This window comes from Petralouisia sp. (assembly GCF_056822245.1).
The window spans coordinates 1-23216 of record NZ_JBQIOP010000032.1; the positions used below are offsets into that span (position 1 = coordinate 1).

The following is a 23216-nucleotide window of genomic DNA, read 5'->3' on the forward strand; positions in this document are numbered from 1 at the left end:
GGGAAAGCAGTTATTTATTGCATTTCCCAGTCTGCCTGTGTTAAAATCGGGATAAACCAAGAATCGGAATAATCATTATTATCCCGATTTCAGAATAATAACGATTTGGGTTTTTCTGTTGGAAACCGGTTAATGATACTGATAGAGAGCCAGTCGACATGGACATTGAATATCATCATTCGTGCACTGATGTATTTAATACAGACTTATCACGATTATTTTAAACGCACAAACCAAAATCTGTATGGGAGCAAAAAGGTGAATATGCCAATTCCCGAGCTGTATGTGATATTTACAGGAGAAAGAAAAAATATTCCCGATACAATTTCGCTTTCTAAAGAATTTTTTGGTGGAGCAGAGATTGCTATTGATGTGGAAGTGAAAGTTTTATATCAGGAAAATGAGAAAGATATTATCGGACAGTATATTATCTTCTCTAAAGTATATAACGAACAGAGAAAATTATATGGAAATACAAAACAGGCAGTAACAGAAACAATCCGTATTTGCAAGGATAGGAACGTACTGAAAGAGTATCTTGAAAGCAGGGAACAGGAGGTTGTGGATATTATGATGACATTGTTTGATGACGAGCAGATTTTGAAGGCTTATGCAAAGGATATTGAGGATAATAAGGAAAGAGAAACAGAAAGAAAAACGGCAGAAAGAATGATTAAAAAAGGGAAAATGACACTTGAAGAAATTGCGGATTGTGTTCCTGCGTTAACACTTGACGAATTAAAGCAAATAGAAGCCAGGATTATATAAATGACGTAGATAATAATATACTTGGCGGTGTCGATCTGATCAGGAACTGATTCGACAGCAATCTAAATTACGGCAGAACAGGAGTGTACAGAAGTTATGGCAGAACAAATCAAAGGAAATATGGTAACAGGGAATCCCACCAAGGCGTTAATCAGCTTTACCCTTCCCATGGTGGCAGGAAATCTGTTTCAGCAGTTTTACAATATTATGGATTCTGTGATTGTGGGAAATGTGGTAGGGGAAGAAGCGTTGGCGGCAGTGGGGGCTTCTACAGCCATTACCATGATGTTTGTAATGGTGGCCCTGGGGACGGGCATCGGCTGTTCAGTGGTGATTTCTCAGTTGTTCGGGGCGGGAAAGTTAAAAGAAATGAAAACTGCCATTTCCACAGCGCTTTTGTCTGTTCTGGCATTCAGCATTTTTTTAAGCGCCCTGGGCCTTTTCATTAACCGGGGCCTGATGCGTCTGATGGGAACGCCGGATAATATTTTTGAGGATGCGGCAAAGTATATGCAGATTTATTTTCTGGGGTTTGCATTTTTATTTCTGTATAATGCTTTTTCTGCTATTTTCAATGCATTGGGGGATTCCAGGAAACCGCTGATGTTTTTGATTTTTTCTTCCCTGCTGAACATTGGGCTGGACTTGTATTTTGTGGCAGAGCTTCATATGGGCGTGGCCGGTGTGGCCTGGGCCACATTGATTGCCCAGGGGATTTCTGCAGTATTGTCCTTTGGTTTTCTGTTAAAGAAATTAAAGGGGATTGAAACGGATACGTACAGCAGGTTTGACGGAGCATTGCTGAAAAATATGGTAAAAGTGGCAATTCCCACCATTGTGCAGCAGTCTATTGTTTCAGTGGGCATGGTGTTGGTACAGTCAGCAGTCAACCGGTTCGGCTCCACATTTCTGGCCGGGTATACTGCTGCGACGAAAATTGACGGAATCGCCATTATCCCCATGGTGGCCGTTGGAAATGCCGTTTCCACTTATGTGGCCCAGAATATGGGAGCCAGAAAGCCGGAACGCATTGGAAAAGGTTACCGGATCTGCCTGGTGATGGCGGCAGGCATCGGTCTTATTATCGCAGTGATTCTGCATTTTGCCGGCAATGATTTTGTGGGGCTGTTTCTGGATTCAGAATCCAGCAGGGAGGCCATTGAGATCGGCGCCCGGTATCTGAGCATTGTTTCGCTGTTTTATTTTATGATGGGAATTTTAAATGTCAGCAACGGCGTCTTAAGGGGAGCCGCGGATATGGGCTGGTTTTTGACCTGCAGCCTGTGCAATCTGGGCGTCCGGGTAGCTCTTACGTATCTGTTGGCGGACGCCACCCACGGGATGATTATTATGTGGGCCAATCCGGCAGGATGGGCAGTGGGGCTTGTGATAGCGCTGGCGCGGTATTTCCAGGGAGGATGGAAAACGAAGGAGATTATTTGACGCAGAATATTACGTTTGCAGCTATGGAAAAGGGACTGGGAACCTGTGTAGAGGATCAGGCTGTTGCATATCGGAAGGGCGCAAGGGAAATTAAAAATTCATTCCCGCCATCTGTATCCCCTACTTAGAGCAATATTTGCGCCAAATTCAGGTTATTTATTGCATTCCAGCATTTCAGTAAAGGAAATTCTCCGGATTCCAAATTCTTCTGCCAATGCTGTGGTATTCTTTTCAAATCCCGATTTGGAGAATACAAAATAGTACTTTTCCGGATAAGAAAACAATGTTCCCCGTTCCACTAAGGTTTTTAAAACATCTGTACCGACTTTTTCATTTTTCCATTTGCATTCTCCCAGAAGTAGCTGTTTGTCTGAAAGGGCCGCAATATCGATTTCCTCCTGGCGTTTTTTTGCCGGATTAGAACCCCACCACCGGCCCAGTGTTCCGAAAGGAAAGGGAAGGGTGGGATAGATATCCGGGCGGTAGAGATATTGCCGGCAGATATCTTCAAAAATGCTGCCCATAAAATCATTAAACTGAGGTTTTAATGGCTGCTCTGAGCAGAATCAGAGTGCCTTATGGATTTACACAGTATTATTCTGCAAAAAAATGTACAATCGGTAAAATTTGTACAAAAATTACCAGAACAAATCGCAAAGATTATACAAAATGATTGAGTTAATTATTTAACAATGTTATACTGTGGGGGTAAGCGACAAGTAAGCGTTCGGAATATGCGAAACAAGGAGGAGAAGGATTGGAAACAAAGGATCAAAAGATACTGGATGAGATTTTAAAATCTCACAGTTATGACCAGACGGCAGTCATCGGAATTATGCAGGAGATCCAGAAGGTATACCGTTATCTGCCGGAGGAAATGCTTTGCTATATTGCAAAAAAGCTGCATTTAAGCGAAGCGAAAGTATATGGGGTAGCCACATTCTATGAGAATTTTTCTTTGGAGCCTAAGGGAAAATACGTTATCAAAATCTGTGACGGCACAGCCTGTCATGTGCGTCAGTCCACAGCGATTCTGAATGAAATCCGCGGAATTTTGGGAGTGACGGAGGCAAAGCCCACTACAGAGGATATGATGTTCACCGTTGAGACAGTGTCCTGCCTGGGCGCCTGCGGGCTTGCTCCGGTCTGCACCGTCAATGACGTGGTGCATCCTGCCATGACGCCGGAAAAGGCCAGGGAATTGATCAGGGAATTGCAGGAAAACGCAGACAAAGACGCAGGAGAGGAGGCCGCAGATGAGAATTAACAGAAAGAATGGAACGGGCCCCAAAGGAGGTTGCAGATGAGAATTAATACAAGAGAAGAATTAGAAGCCAGAAGAAAAGAATATGCAGCGTCCTTAAAGACCCAGAAAAAACAGATTTTAATCTGTGCCGGCACAGGCTGCGTGGCGGGAGGTTCTTTGAATATCTATGCAAAAATGCAGGAGATTCTCATAAAACGGGGCATTAAATGCGCTCTGGTACTGGAAAAGGAGCCTCACGGCGACAGCGTAGGCTTAAAAAAGTCCGGCTGCCATGGGTTCTGTGAAATGGGCCCTCTGCTTCGGATTGAACCGTCAGGTCTTTTGTATATTAAGGTAAAGACGGAGGACTGTGAGGAAATTATAGAAGAAAGTATTGTAAATGATCGGGTGATTGACCGTCTGGTTTACCATGACCCTCAGGGAAAACCTTATGAGAAACAGGAAGAGATTCCCTTTTACAAGCAGCAGACCCGTGTGGCATTGGAGGACTGCGGACGGATCAATGCAGAGTCCATTAAGGAATACATAGCGGTAGGCGGCTATCAGGCAGTGGCAAAGGCATTGTTTGACATGACGCCTCAGCAGCTTGTGGATGAAGTGTCCAAAGCATCTTTAAGGGGCCGGGGCGGCGGTGGATTCCCCACCGGCCGGAAGTGGTCTCAGGTGCTTGCCCAGCAGGAAGAAGTAAAATATGTGGTCTGCAACGGCGACGAAGGCGACCCGGGGGCATTTATGGACCGGAGCATGATGGAAGGCGATCCTCACCGGGTCATTGAAGGCATGCTGATTGCCGGAATTGCAACCGGAGCCCATTATGGTTATATTTACGTGCGGGCCGAGTATCCCCTGGCAGTGGAACGGCTGCAGACAGCCATCAGCAAAGCGGAAGAGAAGGGGCTTTTGGGCAAAAATATCCTGAATTCGGGCTTTGACTTCGAATTAAAAATCAGCCAGGGAGCCGGCGCATTTGTCTGCGGAGAAGGCTCTGCCCTGACGGCATCTATTGAAGGAAACCGGGGCATGCCCAGGGTGAAGCCGCCCCGTACGGTGGAAAAAGGACTGTTTGAGAAGCCCACTGTTTTGAATAATGTGGAAACCTACTGCAATGTTCCGCCCATTATCAGCAAAGGGGCGGAGTGGTATCAGACCATCGGCCCCAAAAACAATCACGGCACCAAGGCATTTGCCTTAACGGGAAATGTGATGAATACCGGATTGATTGAAGTGCCGATGGGGACTACTCTTCGGGAAGTTATTTTTGATATCGGCGGCGGCGTCAAGGGCGGCGCATTCAAAGCGGTGCAAATCGGCGGGCCTTCCGGCGGGTGCCTCTGCATCAACCCCACGGAAGACCATCTGGATCTGCATCTGGATTTTGATTCCCTGAAAAAAGTGGGGGCCATGATTGGAAGCGGCGGCCTGGTGGTGATGAACGACAAGAGCTGTATGGTGGAAGTGGCCAGGTTTTTCATGAATTTTACTCAGAATGAGTCCTGCGGCAAATGTATTCCCTGCAGAGAGGGCACCAAACGGATGTTGGAGCTGTTAAATGATATCTGCGAGGGCAGAGGGACCATGAACCACATCACGCTGTTGGAGGAACTGGCAGAAACCATTTCCGCTACGGCTCTCTGCGGTCTGGGCAAAACGGCGGCTTCTCCGGTGGTGAGCACCATGAAATATTTCCGGGAAGAATATCTGGCCCATGTGGTGGATAAAAAATGTCCTGCCGGGCAGTGCAAAGCGCTGGTATCCCTTCAAATCGATCCGAAATTGTGCAAAGGCTGCAGCAAATGCGCCAGGCTTTGTCCGGTGGGAGCCATTTCCGGTGAAGTCAAGAAGCCCTTTACCATTGATACGTCGAAGTGCATAAAGTGCGGAGCCTGCAAAGAAGGCTGCAGTTTCCACGCAGTAAAAGAAGTGTAGGAGGTCTGGACATGGAAAAATATATGATCATTGACGGCGAACGGGTATCCTTTGCCGATGAAAAAAATATTCTTGCCGTTATTCGGAAAGCAGGAATTATTTTGCCGACTTTTTGTTATTATTCAGATCTCTCTATTTACGGCGCATGCCGGATGTGCGTGGTGGAGGATCAATGGGGCGGCATTATCGCTTCCTGCTCCACGCCCCCCAAACACCAGATGGAAATCCGTACCAATACGCCTCAGCTTTATTATCACAGAAAGCGGATTTTGGAGCTGCTGCTGGCGGCTCACTGCAGGGACTGCACCACCTGCGAGAAAAACGGCAAGTGCAAGCTGCAGGAACTGGCAACCAGGTTCGGGATTCCTGGGGTAAGATTTGAAAATACCAATCCCATCCGGCCCATTGACACATCCTCCAAAGCCATAGTCCGCAATCCCAACAAATGCATTCTCTGCGGCGACTGTGTGCGGGTATGCAGCGAAATTCAGCATGTGGGAGCCATTGATTTTGCCCACCGGGGTTCCAAAATGGAGATTTCCACTGCATTCGGCAGGGATATTGCGGATACCAACTGCGTAAGCTGCGGCCAGTGTGCGGCAGTCTGCCCCACAGGAGCCATTACCATTAAGCGTGACAGCCATGATGTGTGGGAGGCAATTCACAATCCAAAGAAGCGGGTGGTTGTGCAGATTGCACCGGCAGTCCGTGTGGCAATCGGTGAGGCTTACGGCTATGAGCCGGGGGAAAATACCATAGGAAAACTGGTGGCCTCCCTGCGGAAACTGGGCATAGACGCTATTTTTGACACCTCCGTGGGCGCAGACCTTACCATTATGGAAGAATCGGAGGAGTTACTGGAGGCCCTGGAGGAGAAAGACCGGAAATATCCGCTGTTTACCTCCTGCTGCCCCGGATGGATTCGCTTTGTGGAAACTCAGTATCCCCATCTGATGCAGTATGTGTCCACCTCCAAATCTCCCATGGAGATGTTCGGCGCAGTTATTAAGGAATACTACCGGAAACAGGACAAAAAAGAAGGAAAAGAGACGGTATCTGTGGCAATTATGCCCTGTACGGCCAAAAAATTCGAAGCTTCCAGAGAAGAATTTAAGCGGAAAGGCATACCAGATGTGGATTATGTGCTGACCTCTGAAGAGGTGATTACCATGCTGCAGGAAATCGGTATCCGTTTTGACCGTTTAGAGCCGGAAGCATATGATATGCCGTTTTCTATTTTTTCTGGCGCAGGAGTGATTTTCGGTGCAACCGGCGGAGTGACAGAAGCAGCAGTGCGGCGGGTGGTGGAAGATAAGAGCCCTAAAGCGTTGAAGGAGATTGAATTTATCGGCGCCCGCGGCATGGAAGGAGTCAAAATCTGTGAGCTTCCCTTTGGAGAACGGCAGATAAGGATTGCCGTAGTCAGCGGCCTTGGCAATGCGGATCACCTGCTGCAGAAAATAGAAAGCGGTGAGGAGCATTTTGATTTTGTGGAAGTGATGGCCTGTCCGGGAGGATGTGTGGCCGGAGCAGGTCAGCCCTTTGCCCGTTCCACTGAGAAACGGATGCGCGCGGAAGGCCTTTATAAGAATGACAAGGCTATGCAGATTAAACGCAGCGAAGAAAATCCGTTGGTGGAAAGCCTTTACAAAGATTTGCTGAAAAACCGGGAGCATGATCTTCTGCATGTGGATTACCTGCATAAATAGGGACAGAGCGGTCAGGGTTTTATAAATTTTATACCGAAGTAAAACAGGGGCTGTCGGAAAACAGGATTTATACACAATATATAGCTGCAAGTTTTTAGAAGCCGCAGCTATATATTGTGAAAAATTGCTGTTTCCCGACATTCCCTTGTTTTATTACGCCGGCAGTTATTTTATGGTAATATTTCCGCTTTCACATTGAACAGAAATACTGCGGGCGTTCTGACTGTCCTGCTTTTGATAATGAGTTGCGCCGTCTTCGTTTTCTTCTATCTTTTTCCCATTCACTTGAATGGTTCCGTATTCTGCATCCAGATCATAATTGAAATCCGCTGCTTGTTCAGCCAGCTTCAGGGTTACGTTTCCGTATTCGGAGCAGGCGTTTATCTGTTCCGGAACTGCCTGCTTCAGAGTCAGATTGCCGGATTCCATAGAAAAATCGCTGTTTTTTGCTTGGAAGCTGTCAATGGTACAATTTCCATAACTGGCATTTGCAAAGAACGCATCCGCCGTCAGAGAAGAAATTTCCAGATCGCCGGATTCCAGAGAAAATGTGCCTTTTTCTGCCTGGAAACTTTCAACGGTACAAGTTCCGTACATGGAATTTACAGAATAATTCCCTCCGGTCAGGGAAGAAATTTTCAGATTGCCGGATTCCAGGTTAAAATTTCCTATTTCAGAAACGGAAACGGTATCGCCGGTATAATCTCCATAAGAAGCGGAGAGGGTCAAACGGCCGCAGGTGACGGTTTCTGCATTAATATTGCCGGATTCGGAAGCAATTTCCAGAGTATCTCCGGTAAATGCTCCAAGGGTCAGATTTCCGTATGTCAGGAATAAATCGGCTTTTTTAGCATTGAGTTGATCAATTTCCAGGTTTCCGCTTTCTATGGACATGTGTATTAGATCGAAATACTGTTCTTTGGGGACGTAGAGATTCATGTAAAAGGGCTCCTGGTATACCGGCTTATGAAACAAATCCAGGGAAATACGATAGGGGTTTTGCATCTTGCCTTCCTGGAAATGAAATTTCCCCTCGGATACGCCGTAATCCGGTTTGCTGCATTTGCCGTCCAGGCTGTACTCCAGATAAAAGCCGTCAGAGGGCAGAATGGATACATCAGCATAATTTAAGCAGATGGAAATTTCCGAGAAATCTTCCAGTTTTGTTTTTTCCAGAATGTGAGGCTCCGGGTATTTTTCTCTGCGGGGGGAATCCCTGCGGGCAGAAGCCGGGGAATCATTTTGGATTCCGGACGCGATGATGATGCCGGAGCACAGAATGCCGGAAAAAATGGCAATGCCAATTAGAATGAACAGAAATTTGTTGTGGTTTTTCATAACATATCCTCCTTTGCGAATGGTTTTACTCTGTCTGATCATTAAAACGATTGGCAGGGGAGAATGACTTCAGGATGGGGAAGAAGTTTTGCTGCGGCATGAGAAAAGCAAAAATACGTTTTATGCATATAATTTATTATACCCTCAGGATAATATAGAACCATTTTTTTCAGAGGGATAGTAAAAGGTTTGGCAAGTGTTGCTGTTCGCGCAGAATTGGTAAACAGTAACCGAAGCGTATTATGGCTGGAAACCGAGTATGAATGGGGTGATTATCATTGAATAATTTTAATTATAACTGGATGTTCAATCCGCCGAATTTGTTTTGCAGAGGAAGGAATTGTCAGAGGAATTGTTGTCAAGAACATGTAGAAGCCGACGTCCCGTGCTGTAGAGAAATGCGGGAAGAAGCCGGCGCTCCGTGCTGTGGGGAAATACATGTAGAAGCCGACGTTCCGTGCTGTGGGAAAATATGCGGAGAGCCTGGCCCCCAGGGCCCGAGGGGAAAACCCGGGCCGCCGGGCTGTGCAGGAGAACGGGGAGAAACTGGCCCGCAGGGAGTTACAGGCCCGCAGGGCCCACAAGGGGCAACAGGGCCCCAGGGACCCAGAGGAGAACCCGGGGCGCGCGGCCCGCAAGGGCCGCCTGGATATCCGCAGAACAGTATATTTGCATCATTTTTAGGACAGGAGCTGATATTGCCGGAAAACGGAAATCTTCCCCTTAAAACGGACATATCAGATATTACTCAAAATATATCTCTGTGCAACGGTTATTCCGTATCGCTGACGCCTGGATGTTATACAATCTGGTATTATATCTCTGCGGCAGTTAAAAAGCACGGGATGATTCAGCTGACGCCAGTATTAAATGACTGTGCTCAGACGGTATTTCGCACATATGCAGAGACTGCAAAACGGAAGGAAACACTAGTGGTATCAAGATGTTTTATTATTGAAATACCTTGTGCATCTACCCTGTGCTTTGCATGGAATTCTTCGGCAGGCGCGGCCAGAATTAATATGAATTTATGTATAGAAAAGCTTGGCAGGCAATCATTTGATTAGGAGGGAGGTTTCAATATGCCGACAATAAGTCTTTGTATGATTGTTAAAGATGAGGAGATGCATATTGCCCGGTGTCTTGAAAGTGTGGCGGATCTGGTAGATGAAATTATTGTTGTAGACACTGGCTCTTCGGATAGGACCGTAGAAATCGCGTCTCAATATACAACAAACATATATTTTTATCCTTGGCGGGAGGATTTTTCTGAAGCCAGGAACTATTCTTTTTCAAAGGCGTCGATGGAGTTCTGTATGTGGATGGACGCCGACGATATACTGGAGGAAACGGAAAAGGATAAATTTCTGCAGTTAAAGCAGACGCTGTCATCGGATGTTGATATGGTCATGATGAAATATAATACTGCTTTTGATGAGGACGGGAAGCCTTCTTTTTCATATTTTAGGGAAAGATGGATTAGAAATTGTTCCGAGTACCGTTGGGTTGGCGCAGTTCATGAAGTAATATCTCCAAGCGGAAACATTGTGTATTCTGATATTGCAGTTTCCCACAAAAAAATAAACGCAGGCGATCCGGATCGGAATCTTAAGATATACCAAAAGGCGTTGGCAGAAGGAAAAACGTTAGAGCCGCGGCAGCAATATTATTATGGACGCGAATTATATTATCACAAACAATATGAAGAAGCTGTTTCTGTGCTGGAACAATTCCTGCTTTCGGAAGAAGGATGGATTGAAAATAAAATAGAGGCGTGCGCCGTCTGCGCAAACTGTTATTATGGCTTGGGACAGGAAAAATCTGCATTAAATTCTCTTCTGCGCAGTATGAGCTTTGACTTGCCGAGAGCGGAATTGTGCTGTGAAATCGGAAAATACTTCTTGGAGCATGGTAATTACCATACTGCGGTTTATTGGTATGAAACTGCTTTAAGCAGGCCAGGAAATGAATGTTCAGGCGGGTTTATCCTTTTAGACTGTTATGATTATATTCCTTATATGCAGTTATGCGTATGCTATGATAAAATGGGAGACCGGAAGAAGGCAAAAGAATACAATGAAAAAGCAGGAGCTTGTAAACCATATGCTAAAGCGTATTTGTATAACAAACAGTATTTTGACAGTTTGGGGGTATGTTAGTACAGCGAACAATCTATATTTCGATGCACAGGAACTGCCGGATTGCCCTTTATGTTTGAGTTTGAAGTATATTTCTAATATATTCTGAATCCTTCTAAAATATGTAACCTTTTTGTGGAGTGAACATAAAATATTTGTAGAAAAAAACATTTTTATGTATTTTTTTCAAATAATTTGGAAAGGAATTAGATGATATGGATAATAAAAATTTGTGTAATAGCTGTCAGAATCAATGTCATTATTCCTGTTGTGAACGCGGGCCGGCAGGTCCTAAGGGAGATCAGGGCCCCATGGGCCCCCAGGGAATCAAAGGCGATATGGGATGTCCCGGACCAAAAGGCGACAGGGGAGATCAGGGCCCTATGGGCCCCCAGGGAATTCCCGGCGCTCCCGGAGCAAGAGGGCCCAGGGGAAACACAGGGCCTGTAGGGCCTACTGGAAATACGGGTCCGAGAGGTTGTGCAGGTCCGAGAGGTTACGCAGGTCCGCAAGGGCTTCAGGGAATTCAGGGAGTCCGCGGTGATATCGGGCCGAAAGGCGATCCAGGCTGCGAAGGTCCCCAGGGAGATATCGGTCCGGTAGGACCTGCAGGCCCCACAGGCCCGGCAGGACCTGCAGGTCCGCAAGGAGATGTGGGGCTCCAGGGCCCCAGAGGTATTCCAGGTCCGACAGGAGCCACCGGGGCAACCGGCCCGATGGGTCCGCAAGGCGTAACTGGTCCGCAAGGGATTCAGGGCGCCACAGGTCCGGATGGTGTTCAGGGTCCGAAAGGCTGTCCGGGAGATGATGGTCCAACCGGTCCGACAGGCCCAACGGGAGCCACGGGAGCAGACGGAGCGCCGGGAGCCACGGGAGCCACAGGAGCAACGGGAGCAGATGGAGCGCCGGGAGCCACAGGAGCCACGGGAGCAGATGGAGCGCCAGGAGCCACGGGAGCAACGGGAGCAGACGGAGCAACGGGAGCCACAGGAGCAACGGGAGCCACAGGAGTTGCAGGCACAGGAGCTGTTATTCCCTTTGCATCGGGGCTTCCGGTTTCTTTGACGACAATTGCCGGAGGGCTTGCAGGAATTCCTGCTTTTGTTGGTTTTGGAAGCAGTGCGCAGGGGCTTACGCTTTTGGGCTCAACCATTGATATTACAAATGCCGGCGGAACACTTTCTAACTTTGCATTTCAGGTTCCCCGCGACGGTATTATCACTTCGTTCAGCGCATTTTTCAGCACTACGGTAGGTTTGTCCTTAATAGGTTCTACTGTTACAATAAGAGCGCAGATTTATCAGTCTGCAACGCCGAATAATGTTTTTTCTCCGATTGCAGGAACACAGATCAATCTGACGCCGTCGCTTTCCGGAATTATATCCATTGGCACGCTGCTGAATGGCGCGCTTACAGGACTTAATATTCCTGTAACGGCTCAAACTCGGCTGATGCTGGTATTTTCAGCGACGGCCAGCGGAGTGACTTTGCTCAATACAGTTGCAGGATATGCAAGCGCCGGTTTAAGTATCAATTAAGCCGCATGAAAGGCATCTTGAATTGATAAGAGAGCTTCGTAAGGAGTTTTAGAGTAGAGCATATAAAAGATACCAGATGTCCTGGTACCCATCATTTCCTGGATGAAGGGTACCAGGTTTAATTTTGCTGAATCAGACGCTGAAAAGCAATGCGCGGACTTCCATCCTCCACATGGATGATCCCGCATTCCAGAAACCCGTTTTTTTCTAACAGATGCCGCATGACAAAGTTGTTTTCATGGGTGTCAATTCTGAGATTTCCAATGAGAGTATTGCAGAAATTCAGGCATTCTGTCAGAATGCCTTTCTGACCGCCGGCGCTTGCGATGCGGTGAATGACGCCGTAGGGAAGATCGTTGATCCATCTGCCCTGTATGTTCCGGTAAGTGGGATCTTCTCCTATCTGGAACGCAAATACCCCGGCAATCTGCCGGGCGGAAGCTGTCAATCCTTCGGTATTTGCCTGCGGTTCGGTTTCTATCAGAAACAATCTGCCCAGTTCAATATCCTGCCGGATGGTTTCAGGCTCCGGTTTGTCCATTCCCCACTGCCCGGGATTGCCGTTTAATGCCATCTGCTTTCTTGCATAAGCATAGATGGGCAGGATATTTTCTAAATCATGATACGATGCTTTTCTGATATACATTGCAATATTCCGCCTTTCATTCGTTATTACAGAAAGAAATTCCCCTACGCCCTGCCAGGATGTTCCTTCGCCAGATTTTTCTGCGCCGTAGACAGCATCAGTTTAATCCGGTTTAACTGGTTTACTTCAGAAGCTCCCGGATCGTAGTCGATGGCTACAATATTGGCGTCGGGATACTGGTGCCGTATTTTCTTAATGACGCCTTTGCCCACTACATGGTTGGGCAGACAGCCGAAGGGCTGGGCGCATACAATGTTATTCGTGCCGGAGTGAATCAGTTCTAACATTTCTCCGGTCAGAAACCAGCCTTCCCCGGTCTGGTTTCCCTGGGATACGATGGGAGAAGCATAGTCTGCCAGTGCATCAATCCGCGCAGGGGGGTCGAAGCGGCGGCTTCTTTCAAATTCTTTTCTTGCGGCGCTGCGCAGCTGCTCCAGAATCCGAATGCCCAGATTGGCAATTCTGGCGGCGGATTTTTTCTGTCCCAGTTTTTCCACACGGAAATTCTGATTATAGAAGCAGTAGAGCAGGAAGTCTGTCAAATCGGGGACTACCGCTTCTGCGCCCTCCGCTTCTAAAAGCTCCACCAGATAATTGTTGGCCGCAGGCAGGAATTTTACCAGAATTTCTCCCACAATGCCCACCCGGGGCTTTCGTTCTCCGGTGACTGGCAGCTGGTCAAAATCCCGGATGATTTCCCGGCAGTAGCGTTTGAAGGTTCTGTGGGAAAGAATTCTGGGGTGAGAGACAAATTCCATGCATTTCTGCTTCCATTTCTCATGAAGGGCATTAGCTGCGCCCGGAACGGCCTCATAAGGTCTGGTACGGTACAGGCAGCGCATGAAAATATCTCCGAAAATCAAAGCATACAGCCCTTTTTGCAGCAGTGGCAGAGTAAGCTTGAAGCCCGGGTTGGCCTCTAATCCACTTAAGTTTAAGGAAATCACCGGAATATCCGGGCAGCCGGCTTTTTCCAGGGCCCGGCGGATAAAGCCGATATAGTTGGAAGCCCGGCATCCGCCGCCGGTCTGGGTGATGACCACAGCGGTTTTTGTTAAATCGTACGTTCCAGACAAGAGGGCGTCCATAATCTGCCCTACCACAATCAGGGAAGGGTAGCAGGCGTCATTGTTCACATATTTCAGCCCCATGTCCACAGCGCTTTTGCCCTGATTGCCCAGAACCACCATATTGTATCCGGCGGACTGGAAGGCGGGCTGCAGCAGTTCAAAGTGGATGGGAGACATCTGGGGGCAGAGGATGGTGTAGTGTCTGCGCATTTCCTCTGTAAATACCACACGGTCAAAGGCGGAGGGCAGGATGGTACGGCAGTTTTTCTGCTTCTCCTTCACCCGGAGAGCGGACAAAAGAGAGCGGATACGGATTCTTGCGGCGCCCAGGTTATTTACTTCATCGATCTTCAGGCAGGTGTAAATTTTGCCGGATTTAGTCAGAATATCATTGACCTGGTCGGTGGTGACGGCGTCCAGGCCGCAGCCGAAGGAATTTAACTGGATCAAATCCAGATCTTCCCTGGTCTTGACAAAGTTTGCGGCGGCATAGAGCCTGGAATGGTACATCCACTGATCCATCACAAGCAGGGGCCGCTCCACCTCCTTCAGATGGGAAACGGAATCCTCTGTCAGTACCGCAATGCCGTAGGAATTAATCAGCTCCGGAATGCCGTGGTTGATTTCCGGGTCAATATGGTAGGGCCGTCCGGCCAGGACAATTCCCCGGCGGCCGGTTTCTTCCATGTATTTCAGAGTCTCCTCCCCTTTGCGGCGGATGTCCTCCCGCATACGGGCCAGTTCCTGCCACCCGGCGTCTACCGCGGCCTGCGTCTCCTCCGGCGGAATGGAAAATTCCTGCAAAAACAGAGGCAGCAATTGTTCTGCCAGTGTTTCTTTGGAAGCAAAGGACAGAAAAGGATTGAGAAAACGCACCTTGCCGGAGGTGATTTCATCCACATTGTTCTTGATATTTTCCGCATAGGAGGTGACAATGGGGCAGTTAAAATGGTTGTTGGAATCCGGAAATTCATCCCGCTCGTAGGGAATGCAGGGGTAGAAAATAAAGTCTGCCTGATGCTGAATCAGCCAGGATACATGTCCATGGGCCAGCTTTGCCGGATAACATTCCGATTCACTGGGAATGGATTCAATGCCCAGCTCGTAAATCTTTCTGGTGGACTGGGGAGACAGCATCGTGCGGAATTTTAAAGTCTTAAAAAATACCGCCCAGAAAGGATAATTTTCGTACATGTTCAGCACCCTGGGAATTCCCACGCTTCCCCGAAGGGCTTCTTTTTCAGAAAGAGGTTCGCAGGAAAACATGCATTTGTTTTTATATTCAAAGAGGTTGGGAATCTGCTCTTTATTTTTCTCTTTTCCCAGGCCCTTTTCGCAGCGGTTTCCAGTGATGAACTGACGGTTTCCGGTAAAACGGTTGATGGTCAGCAGGCAGTGGTTGGTGCAGCCCTGGCATCTGGTCAGTTTGGTGTCTGCTTTCAGGCTTTTAATTTCTTCGATGGGCAGCATGGTGGTGCGGGGATTATCCTCATAGCGTTCTTTTGCAATCAGCGCAGCTCCGAAAGCGCCCATAATTCCTGCAATGTCCGGACGGATGGCTTCACAGCCGGATATTTTTTCAAAGCTGCGCAGCACTGCGTCATTATAGAAGGTTCCGCCCTGGACTACAATATGTTTCCCCAGGTCTTTGGCGTCGGACACCTTGATTACCTTAAACAAGGCATTCTTGATGACAGAATAAGCAAGGCCGGCAGAGATATCGGATACTTCGGCGCCTTCTTTCTGGGCCTGCTTTACCTTGGAATTCATAAATACCGTGCAGCGCGTGCCCAGGTCAATGGGATGTCTGGCAAACAGAGCGGCCTGGGCAAAATCCTCCACAGAATAATTCAGGGATTTTGCAAAAGTTTCAATAAAAGAGCCGCAGCCGGAGGAGCAGGCTTCGTTTAACTGTACGCTGTCCACCGTCTGGTTTTTGATTTTAATGCATTTCATATCCTGGCCGCCGATGTCTAAAATACAGTCCACCTCAGGGTTGAAAAATGCCGCCGCATAATAGTGGGCCACAGTTTCCACTTCCCCTTCATCCAGTAAAAAGGCGGACTTTAACAACGCTTCCCCGTATCCGGTGGAGCAGGAATGTACAATATGGGCCTCTTCCGGCAGCAGGGAATAGATTTCCCGAATCGCCAGAGTGGCGGTAGCCAGAGGGTTGCCGTTGTTGCTGCTGTAAAAAGAGTACAAAAGGGCGCCGTCGTCCCCCACAAGAGCTACCTTGGTGGTGGTGGAGCCGGCGTCTATGCCCAGATAGCAGTTTCCCCGGTAGGTGGACAAATCTCCGGCTGTCACCCGATGCCTGCTGTGGCGTCTCTGAAATCTGTCATATTCTTTCTGGGTGGAAAACAAAGGCTCCATCCGTTCCACTTCAAATTCCATTTTAATTTCAGAGGAAAGTTTCTGTAAAATGGTTTTCAGCTCCATGGATATTTCCGGCTTGCAGTTTAAGGCGGAACCCATGGCTGCAAACAGGTGGGAGTGGTCCGGTGCAATAATGTGCGCTTCATCCAGCTTCAAAGTCCGGATAAAAGCCTCCTTCAGTTCTCCCAGAAAATGCAGGGGGCCGCCCAGAAAAGCAACATGCCCCCGGATGGGTTTTCCGCAGGCCAGGCCGGAAATTGTCTGATTGACCACCGCCTGAAAAATGGAAGCGGATAAATCCTCCTTGGAAGCGCCTTCATTGATTAGGGGCTGAATGTCAGATTTGGCGAACACGCCGCAGCGGGCGGCAATGGGATAGATTGCCTTGTAATCCCTGGCGTAAGTATTCAGTCCGGTGGCGTCGGTCTGAAGCAGAGAAGCCATCTGATCAATGAAAGAGCCGGTACCGCCGGCGCAGATTCCATTCATGCGCTGTTCCACATTGCCCCCTTCGAAGTATATGATTTTAGCATCCTCGCCGCCCAGTTCGATGGCAACGTCCGTCTGGGGCGCATAATCCTGCAGGGCAGAAGCCACGGCAATCACTTCCTGTACAAAGGGAATGTCCAGATGTCTGGCCAGGGTCAGTCCGCCGGAACCGGTAATCACAGGAGACAGGAAAAGATTGCCCAGTTCATCCTGCGCTCTTGCCAGAAGGTCGGAGAGAGTTTCCCGGATATTTGCGAAGTGTCTCTGATAATCGGCAAACAAAATCTGATTGTCAGTGTCTAATATTGTAATTTTTACAGTCGTTGAGCCAATGTCAATGCCCAGCTTGTGTAAAGTATGCTGTTCCATATCAGTTCCTCCAGTTTCCTGTAGAATTTAAATGGTAAATTTTGCTGTTTCTTCCTATTTATTATAAGGGTCCAAAAATCAAACACCGCTTATTATACGACAGGAATTAGCAAAAAACAATTATTTTTTTTATTTTTTGTATTTTAGTATATGTCTGAAATAAAAATACAGAACAAAAGAGCAGATTTCCATGGGCCGGAAATTCCCTTTGGCAGAACCCATTTCCATTCCGGGAATATAATAGTAGGGAGGATATCACTCCGGCGGTTAAATATCGCAGTATCTTACTTGCCCAAACCTCCATCTGCTGCGTTGTCATCAATCGCTGTAGCACTCGCTACAGCTCAATCTTCCGCCTTGCATATGAAGATTTGTTCTTCGTAATCTACTACGATATTTAACCGCCGGAGTAATAACAGAAATGATATGGAGGAAGCTTATGGCAAAAATGATTCCGATTCCCATCGGCCCCATTTACAATGAAGGCTCCTGCCGGGGAATGGTGCATGTCATCGAAAAGGGAGACACACTCTACCAGCTGGGAAAACGCTACCATGTCAGCGTGGGGCAGCTGATGTTCGCAAATCCCTTTGTAAATGTTTACAATCTGCAGATTGGAGATGAACTCTGCATCCCAATCAGCATTCAGCCCAGAACCCCGGAGCACGGAATGCAGGGAGAACTGATGCAGGGCAGGGAAACAGCGCCGGATCAGGAATTATAAACTTTTTATGAAACTGTGCGGCTTTCGTTGACAAACCAGAAAGGAAAATCTATAATGGATACTTGAAGAATGCCTGTCTGCATAGGAGGATATTATGAATTTTCTGAACAAAATGGAGCGGAAATTTGGAAAGTACGCCATTCAAAATTTGACTTTCTGGTTAATCGGAGCCTGGATTTTAGGCTTTATCATTCAGTATACAATGCCGGAGGTTCAAAAATTGCTGATTTTGGAACCTGCGCTGATTCTGAGAGGGCAGGTATGGAGAATTGTTTCCTGGCTGCTGGTTCCGCCGCCGGTGAATCTCCTGTTTTTGATTTTCTTTTTATCCTGCTATTATTTTATTGGGAATTCCATTGAACAGGCCATCGGAACTTTCCGCTACAATGTGTATTTAATCGGCGGTTTGCTGTGTTCTGTTCTGGGGGCTTTCCTGCTGTACGGCTTTTATTATGTATTCAGGGGAGTGGCGGTCACCGGAATCGGGTATTATTTCAGTACGGAATATATCACCATGTCATTGTTTATGGCATTTGCAGTGATTTATCCCAATGTGGAATTCAGGCTGTATTTTTTGATTCCCATTAAGGCAAAATGGATGGGAATTATAGATGCGGTCTGGATGGCGTTTATGCTGATTGCAAGCAACGCGGCAGGGCGGACGGCGATTCTTGCGTCTGTGATGAATTTCCTGATTTTCTTTTTCAGCACCAGGGACTACCACCGGGTGTCTCCGAAGGAAATACACATAAAGCAGGTATACCGGCAGCAGATGCGCCAGGCCCAGAATGTTACCAGGCATAAATGCGCGGTCTGCGGCAGGACGGAGCGGGACGGGGCGGAACTGGAGTTTCGGTTCTGTTCAAAATGTGACGGCAATTATGAATACTGTCAGGATCATCTGTTTACCCATCAGCATATAAAACGCAGTTAAGCGGGCGGAATTGGTTGTTTCTGTCCATTGACAAACGTAAGATAAGAACTTATAATATCCATAATGTGGCATATCAGAAGTACTGAAGCTTCCGATATGCTTCATTCTCTTATAGGAAATAAATTTGAAAATACAAAACTCAGGAGGAGCACAGATGGAAAATGAAGTGGTTTCCAGGAACTTTATTGAACAGGAGATTGAAGAGGATTTAAAGGAGGGACATTGCGAAACAATTCGAACACGTTTTCCACCGGAGCCCAATGGTTATCTCCATATAGGACATGCCAAATCCATTCTTTTGAATTATGGTCTGGCAAAAAAATACAACGGAAAGTTTCATATGCGTTTTGACGATACCAATCCCACCAAGGAGAAAACAGAATTCGTAGAATCCATCAAAGAGGACATTCAGTGGCTTGGCGCGGACTGGGAGGATCGTCTCTTTTTTGCTTCGGATTATTTTGAACAGATGTACGAGGCGGCAGTGAAGCTGATTCAGAAAGGCAAAGCCTATGTGTCTGACTTAAATCCGGAGCAGATTCGGGAATATCGGGGCACTTTGACAGAGCCGGGAAAAGAAGATCCCAATACAGGAAGAAGCGTGGAAGAAAATCTTCAGCTGTTTGAAGATATGAGGAACGGAAAATATGAGGACGGCGCGCTGGTGCTTCGGGCGAGGATTGACATGGCTTCCCCCAATATCAATATGCGCGATCCGATTCTTTACCGGGTGGCCCATATGTCCCATCACAATACAGGGGATAAGTGGTGTATCTATCCCATGTATGATTTTGCCCATCCCATTGAGGACGCCATTGAGGGAATCAGCCATTCCATCTGTACGTTGGAATTTGAAGATCACCGGCCGCTGTATGACTGGGTAGTGCGGGAGCTGGAATACCCCAATCCCCCCAGACAGATTGAATTTGCCAAGCTGTATTTAACTAATGTGGTGACGGGAAAGCGGTATATCAAGAAGCTGGTGGAGGACGGCATTGTGGACGGCTGGGATGATCCCAGGCTTGTGTCCATAGCGGCGCTGCGCAGAAGAGGATTTACGCCGGAGTCCATTCAGAAATTCGTGGAGCTGTGCGGGGTTTCCAAAGCTAACAGTTCTGTGGACTATGCCATGCTGGAATACTGCATCCGTGAGGATTTGAAGCTGAAGCGTTCCCGGATGATGGCTGTGCTGCACCCCATCAAGCTGATAATTGACAATTATCCTGAAGGGCAGGTGGAATACCTGGATGCAGCCAACAATCTGGAAAATGAGGAGCTGGGCACAAGGAAGATTCCATTCTGCCGGGAATTGTATATTGAACGGGAAGATTTCATGGAGGAGCCTCCGAAGAAATATTTCCGTCTTTATCCGGGAAATGAAGTGCGTCTGATGCACGCATACTTTGTGAAATGCGAAAGCTTTGTAAAGGATGAAAATGGAGTTGTCACCGAGGTGCACTGTACCTATGACCCGGAGACAAAGGCAGGAAGCGGTTTTACCGGCCGCAAAGTAAAAGGGACGATCCATTGGGTGCCGGCGCCTTTTGCTGAAAAATGTGAAATACGATTGTATGAGAATCTGGTGGATGAAGAAAAAGGAGTATATAACAAAGAAGACGGAAGCCTGAACCTGAATCCGGAATCACTGACCGTTTTAACGGATTGTTATGTAGAGCCTGCTTTGGCAGACACGAAACCATATGACAGTTATCAGTTTGTAAGACAGGGATTTTTCTGTACGGATGCAAAGGATTCCAGGCCGGATGCGCTGGTTTTCAACCGAATTGTATCGTTAAAGAGTTCTTATAAGCTGCCGACCCAGAACTAGCAGCACACAGGAGGAGAAGGATATGAGTTTATTTTCAGGATTAGAGAAATTCGGTACAAAATCTGCGGAAACCATGGAAAAGAAGGAAAATGCGCAGACAGGCAAAGAGGAGCAGGAGAAACAGCAGAAAAAAGCGGTTCCTCCCGAAGCAGATTTTCTGCTTCCCAAGACCGTACATTGTAAAGTATGTGAACAGGACTTTAAGAACAAAACGGTAAAAAGCGGAAAAGCAAGGCGGCTGCAGCCGGATCGCGATTTGCGTCCCAGGTTTCAATATATTGACACCTTAAAATATGACGTCGCTTCCTGTCCTTTTTGCGGTTATACGGCTATGACACGGGATTTTGACAGAGTTACCCCCACCCAGATTAAAATGATAAAAGAGCAGATTTCTTCCAAATTTCAGCCCCGCAAGGAGACGGAAGAGGGAAGCTATTCTTATAATACCGCCATTGAACGCTACAAGCTGGCGCTTTTGAATACTGCGGTCAAACGGGGAAAAGAAAGTGAGAAAGCCTATACATGCCTGAAAATTTCATGGCTGCTCAGGGGCAAAGCAGATACTTTAGAGGGGAATACGCCGGAAGAACTGGCGGTGAAAGAAGCGCTGAAGAAAGAAGAAGACACCTTCTACCTGCAGGCATATGAAGGCTTCAGCAAGGCCATTTCCCAGGAAATGTTTCCGATTTACGGAATGGATGAGAGTACGATGGATTATCTTCTGGCTTATATGTCCTTTTACTTCAAGAAATTTGAAATGGCTTCTAAATTTCTGGGAGGCGTACTGACCTCCGGCACGGCAAGCCGGCGGCTGAAGGATATGGCATTGGATCTGAAAGAAGATATTATAGAGCAGATGAAACGGTAACGGTATTCTGCATGGAGCGGATGCAGAGGCCGTCCGGGCGAAAATGGAACAGAAATCATATTGTGCAGTATGGAAGGAGGCAGAAAAGTGAAGAAGCATCAAACAATTGCAGAGGCAGGCATTATGCTCCTGTCAATGGCAATGATTTTTCTGACAGGCTGTACGACAGAGGAACAGAGGGAGGCGGCCCGGCAGTACCGGGAGGAAGCAGAATCCTTTCTGGAAGAGGGACAGTATGATGAGGCGAGAAAGGCCATGGAGCAGGCATTGGAGCAGACGCCTGAGGATGAAGAGCTTCTGGCAGCTTCCGATAAGATGAATCAGGAGATCGATCGGAAGATAGATGAAATCAACGGCTACAATGCCACAATGGAGGCTGCCCGGCAGGCCATAGAAGCGGACGACGCGGCTGCTCTGGACGCCCTGCAGGAAAGCGACGCAGGAAAGGCGCTGGTGAAGGCGGCAAAAGAAACCGGAAGCTATCTTTATATGCCGGAGGGAGGAACCAGCGGCAAGGGCATTGGATTTTATACCTTTAATGACTGTGACTGCGATCAATGGTACTATGGAGATTACCAGGAAGGCAAACGGGAAGGAAAGGGAATCTGGTATTACGTCAGCAGCCATACCGAGGATAAAAGTCTCTATAAGGAGGTCTATAATGGAGACTGGAGCGGGGACGCGCCCAATGGAACAGGGCATCAGGTGATCGCTCTGGGAGACACGGTGGACACAGATCAGGACTTTCAGGTAGAAAACGGGTTGTTTTACGGAACCTATGACATTCAGGATACCCTGGAGGACGGGACGGCAGTAACCGGCAAGTATGAGCTGCAGAAAGGGAAATACGTGACGATTTCGGATGAGGAGCTGGAGCAGAACAATTTTGTGGTGCCTGCAGAGCCCCATCTAGCCATTGCGTTTCTCTACAACGAAGCCGGAGAAATCAAAAGCTGCACCATGGTGTATGCCGAAGACGCCACCAGAGGCGTAAAGCATTTTTATTAATTTTCAGAAATTCTGACGAGTGATAGAACGCTTCATAAAAAAGCAGGAATGCTGTTCCTGCTTTTTTGCTGCATTTCTTCAGTAAAGTTTAAAATCTGCTTCAATTGTTAACTAATATTTATTTACAGTTGACAATTGAAGGTTTTCCATGTATACTCGTGAAGAAAAGAATTTTAAGCAGGAGGAAGTATGTATGACAGAAACGAAAGGATTATCGGTTAAGACAATTGCAGCAATCGGAATGATTACGGCGGTAACCTGTATTTTGGCGCCCCTTTCCATTCCCATCGGGCCGGTGCCCATCTCTCTGACAAACCTGGTGATTTATTTCGGGCTTTATATTCTGGGGTGGAAAAAGGGAACCATCAGTTATTGCGTCTATCTTCTTATTGGACTGGTGGGGGTTCCGGTATTTTCCGCATTTACAGCAGGCCCCCAGAAGCTGCTTGGGCCCACCGGAGGATATTTGATTGGCTTTATCCCCATGGCGGTGATTGCCGGGCTTTTTATTGAGAAATCCGGACGGAAAGCGGCATTAAGCCTTGCCGGCATGGTTCTGGGCACTGTGGTATGCTATGGGTTCGGCACGGCATGGCTGGCAGTTTCGGCCCATATGGATTTTCCCGCTGCCCTGGCGGCTGGAGTGCTGCCTTTTCTTGTGGGGGATCTGGTTAAGATGGTTCTTGCAGTGATGATTGCGCCGCAGATTTACAATGCGCTGCAGCGGGCAAATTTGCTATGAAAGCCCTTGGCTTCCATAGCCAGGATGGCCAT

The 23216-nt window shown here is 47.6% G+C and carries 16 protein-coding genes and 1 pseudogene; 13 read left to right on the plus strand and 4 right to left on the minus strand.

Annotated features, from left to right (window positions below):
* Positions 1 to 258: 258 nt before the first annotated feature.
* Together ACTO17_RS13070 and ACTO17_RS13075 are read left to right on the plus strand one after the other, a co-directional pair.
* Positions 259 to 768: a hypothetical protein gene (locus tag ACTO17_RS13070; protein WP_482558234.1), complete on the plus strand. Its 510-nt coding sequence runs from the start codon at positions 259 to 261 to the stop codon at positions 766 to 768.
* A gap of 96 nt (positions 769 to 864) precedes the next feature.
* Positions 865 to 2211, plus strand: a complete 1347-nt coding sequence (locus tag ACTO17_RS13075) for an MATE family efflux transporter (protein WP_482558235.1) — start codon at positions 865 to 867, stop codon at positions 2209 to 2211.
* Between the two features lie 152 nt (positions 2212 to 2363).
* Here the strand turns inward: ACTO17_RS13075 and ACTO17_RS13080 are convergent.
* Positions 2364 to 2747, minus strand: a pseudogene (locus ACTO17_RS13080) (DUF234 domain-containing protein); the annotation flags it as partial.
* Between the two features lie 221 nt (positions 2748 to 2968).
* Between ACTO17_RS13080 and ACTO17_RS13085 the strand changes: the two are divergent.
* Genes ACTO17_RS13085 through ACTO17_RS13095 form a run of 3 tightly spaced genes read left to right on the plus strand, consistent with a single transcriptional unit; the run spans position 2969 to position 7113 of the window.
* Positions 2969 to 3478: an NADH-quinone oxidoreductase subunit NuoE family protein gene (locus ACTO17_RS13085; protein ID WP_172536144.1), complete on the plus strand. Its 510-nt coding sequence runs from the start codon at positions 2969 to 2971 to the stop codon at positions 3476 to 3478.
* Between the two features lie 36 nt (positions 3479 to 3514).
* On the plus strand, positions 3515 to 5404 hold the full coding sequence (locus tag ACTO17_RS13090; protein WP_172536143.1) for an NADH-quinone oxidoreductase subunit NuoF: 1890 nt from the start codon (positions 3515 to 3517) through the stop codon (positions 5402 to 5404).
* 11 nt (positions 5405 to 5415) lie between these two features.
* Entirely contained in the window at positions 5416 to 7113 is a 1698-nt protein-coding gene (locus ACTO17_RS13095; protein WP_172536142.1) for a [FeFe] hydrogenase, group A, read from the plus strand.
* A 165-nt stretch (positions 7114 to 7278) separates the two neighbouring features.
* On the opposite strand, the gene ACTO17_RS13100 is transcribed toward ACTO17_RS13095, so the two are convergent.
* Positions 7279 to 8451 (minus strand): DUF4097 family beta strand repeat-containing protein, encoded by a 1173-nt coding sequence (locus ACTO17_RS13100; RefSeq protein ID WP_482558236.1) that lies wholly within the window; start codon positions 8449 to 8451, stop codon positions 7279 to 7281.
* 1082 nt (positions 8452 to 9533) lie between these two features.
* Here ACTO17_RS13100 and ACTO17_RS13105 point away from each other — a divergent pair.
* Positions 9534 to 10610 (plus strand): tetratricopeptide repeat-containing glycosyltransferase family 2 protein, encoded by a 1077-nt coding sequence (locus ACTO17_RS13105; RefSeq protein WP_482558237.1) that lies wholly within the window; start codon positions 9534 to 9536, stop codon positions 10608 to 10610.
* A 194-nt stretch (positions 10611 to 10804) separates the two neighbouring features.
* A complete protein-coding gene (locus tag ACTO17_RS13110; RefSeq protein WP_482558238.1) occupies positions 10805 to 12127 on the plus strand; it encodes an exosporium glycoprotein BclB-related protein in 1323 nt (440 codons plus the stop codon).
* 118 nt (positions 12128 to 12245) lie between these two features.
* Here ACTO17_RS13110 and ACTO17_RS13115 read toward each other — a convergent pair whose 3' ends face one another.
* Both ACTO17_RS13115 and ACTO17_RS13120 read right to left on the minus strand, forming a co-directional pair.
* Positions 12246 to 12773 carry an N-acetyltransferase gene (locus tag ACTO17_RS13115; protein ID WP_482558239.1) on the minus strand — a complete coding sequence of 176 codons (528 nt, stop codon included), beginning with the start codon at positions 12771 to 12773 and terminating at the stop codon, positions 12246 to 12248.
* 44 nt (positions 12774 to 12817) lie between these two features.
* On the minus strand, positions 12818 to 17080 hold the full coding sequence (locus ACTO17_RS13120) for an acyl-CoA dehydratase activase-related protein (RefSeq protein WP_482558240.1): 4263 nt from the start codon (positions 17078 to 17080) through the stop codon (positions 12818 to 12820).
* A 439-nt stretch (positions 17081 to 17519) separates the two neighbouring features.
* On the opposite strand from ACTO17_RS13120, the gene ACTO17_RS13125 reads away from it, so the two are divergent.
* The 6 genes from ACTO17_RS13125 (at position 17520) to ACTO17_RS13150 (ending at position 23184) form a co-directional block, all read left to right on the plus strand.
* A complete protein-coding gene (locus ACTO17_RS13125; RefSeq protein WP_482558241.1) occupies positions 17520 to 17804 on the plus strand; it encodes a LysM peptidoglycan-binding domain-containing protein in 285 nt (94 codons plus the stop codon).
* 94 nt (positions 17805 to 17898) lie between these two features.
* On the plus strand, positions 17899 to 18738 hold the full coding sequence (locus ACTO17_RS13130) for a hypothetical protein (protein WP_482558242.1): 840 nt from the start codon (positions 17899 to 17901) through the stop codon (positions 18736 to 18738).
* A 154-nt stretch (positions 18739 to 18892) separates the two neighbouring features.
* Positions 18893 to 20566: a glutamine--tRNA ligase/YqeY domain fusion protein gene (locus ACTO17_RS13135; protein ID WP_172539206.1), complete on the plus strand. Its 1674-nt coding sequence runs from the start codon at positions 18893 to 18895 to the stop codon at positions 20564 to 20566.
* Between the two features lie 22 nt (positions 20567 to 20588).
* Positions 20589 to 21434 (plus strand): DUF2225 domain-containing protein, encoded by an 846-nt coding sequence (locus tag ACTO17_RS13140; RefSeq protein WP_482558243.1) that lies wholly within the window; start codon positions 20589 to 20591, stop codon positions 21432 to 21434.
* Positions 21435 to 21521: 87 nt separating this feature from the next.
* Positions 21522 to 22442, plus strand: a complete 921-nt coding sequence (locus ACTO17_RS13145; RefSeq protein WP_482558244.1) for a hypothetical protein — start codon at positions 21522 to 21524, stop codon at positions 22440 to 22442.
* Between the two features lie 193 nt (positions 22443 to 22635).
* Positions 22636 to 23184, plus strand: coding sequence for a biotin transporter BioY (locus ACTO17_RS13150; protein ID WP_482558245.1), 549 nt, complete (start codon positions 22636 to 22638; stop codon positions 23182 to 23184).
* Positions 23185 to 23216 lie beyond the last annotated feature (32 nt).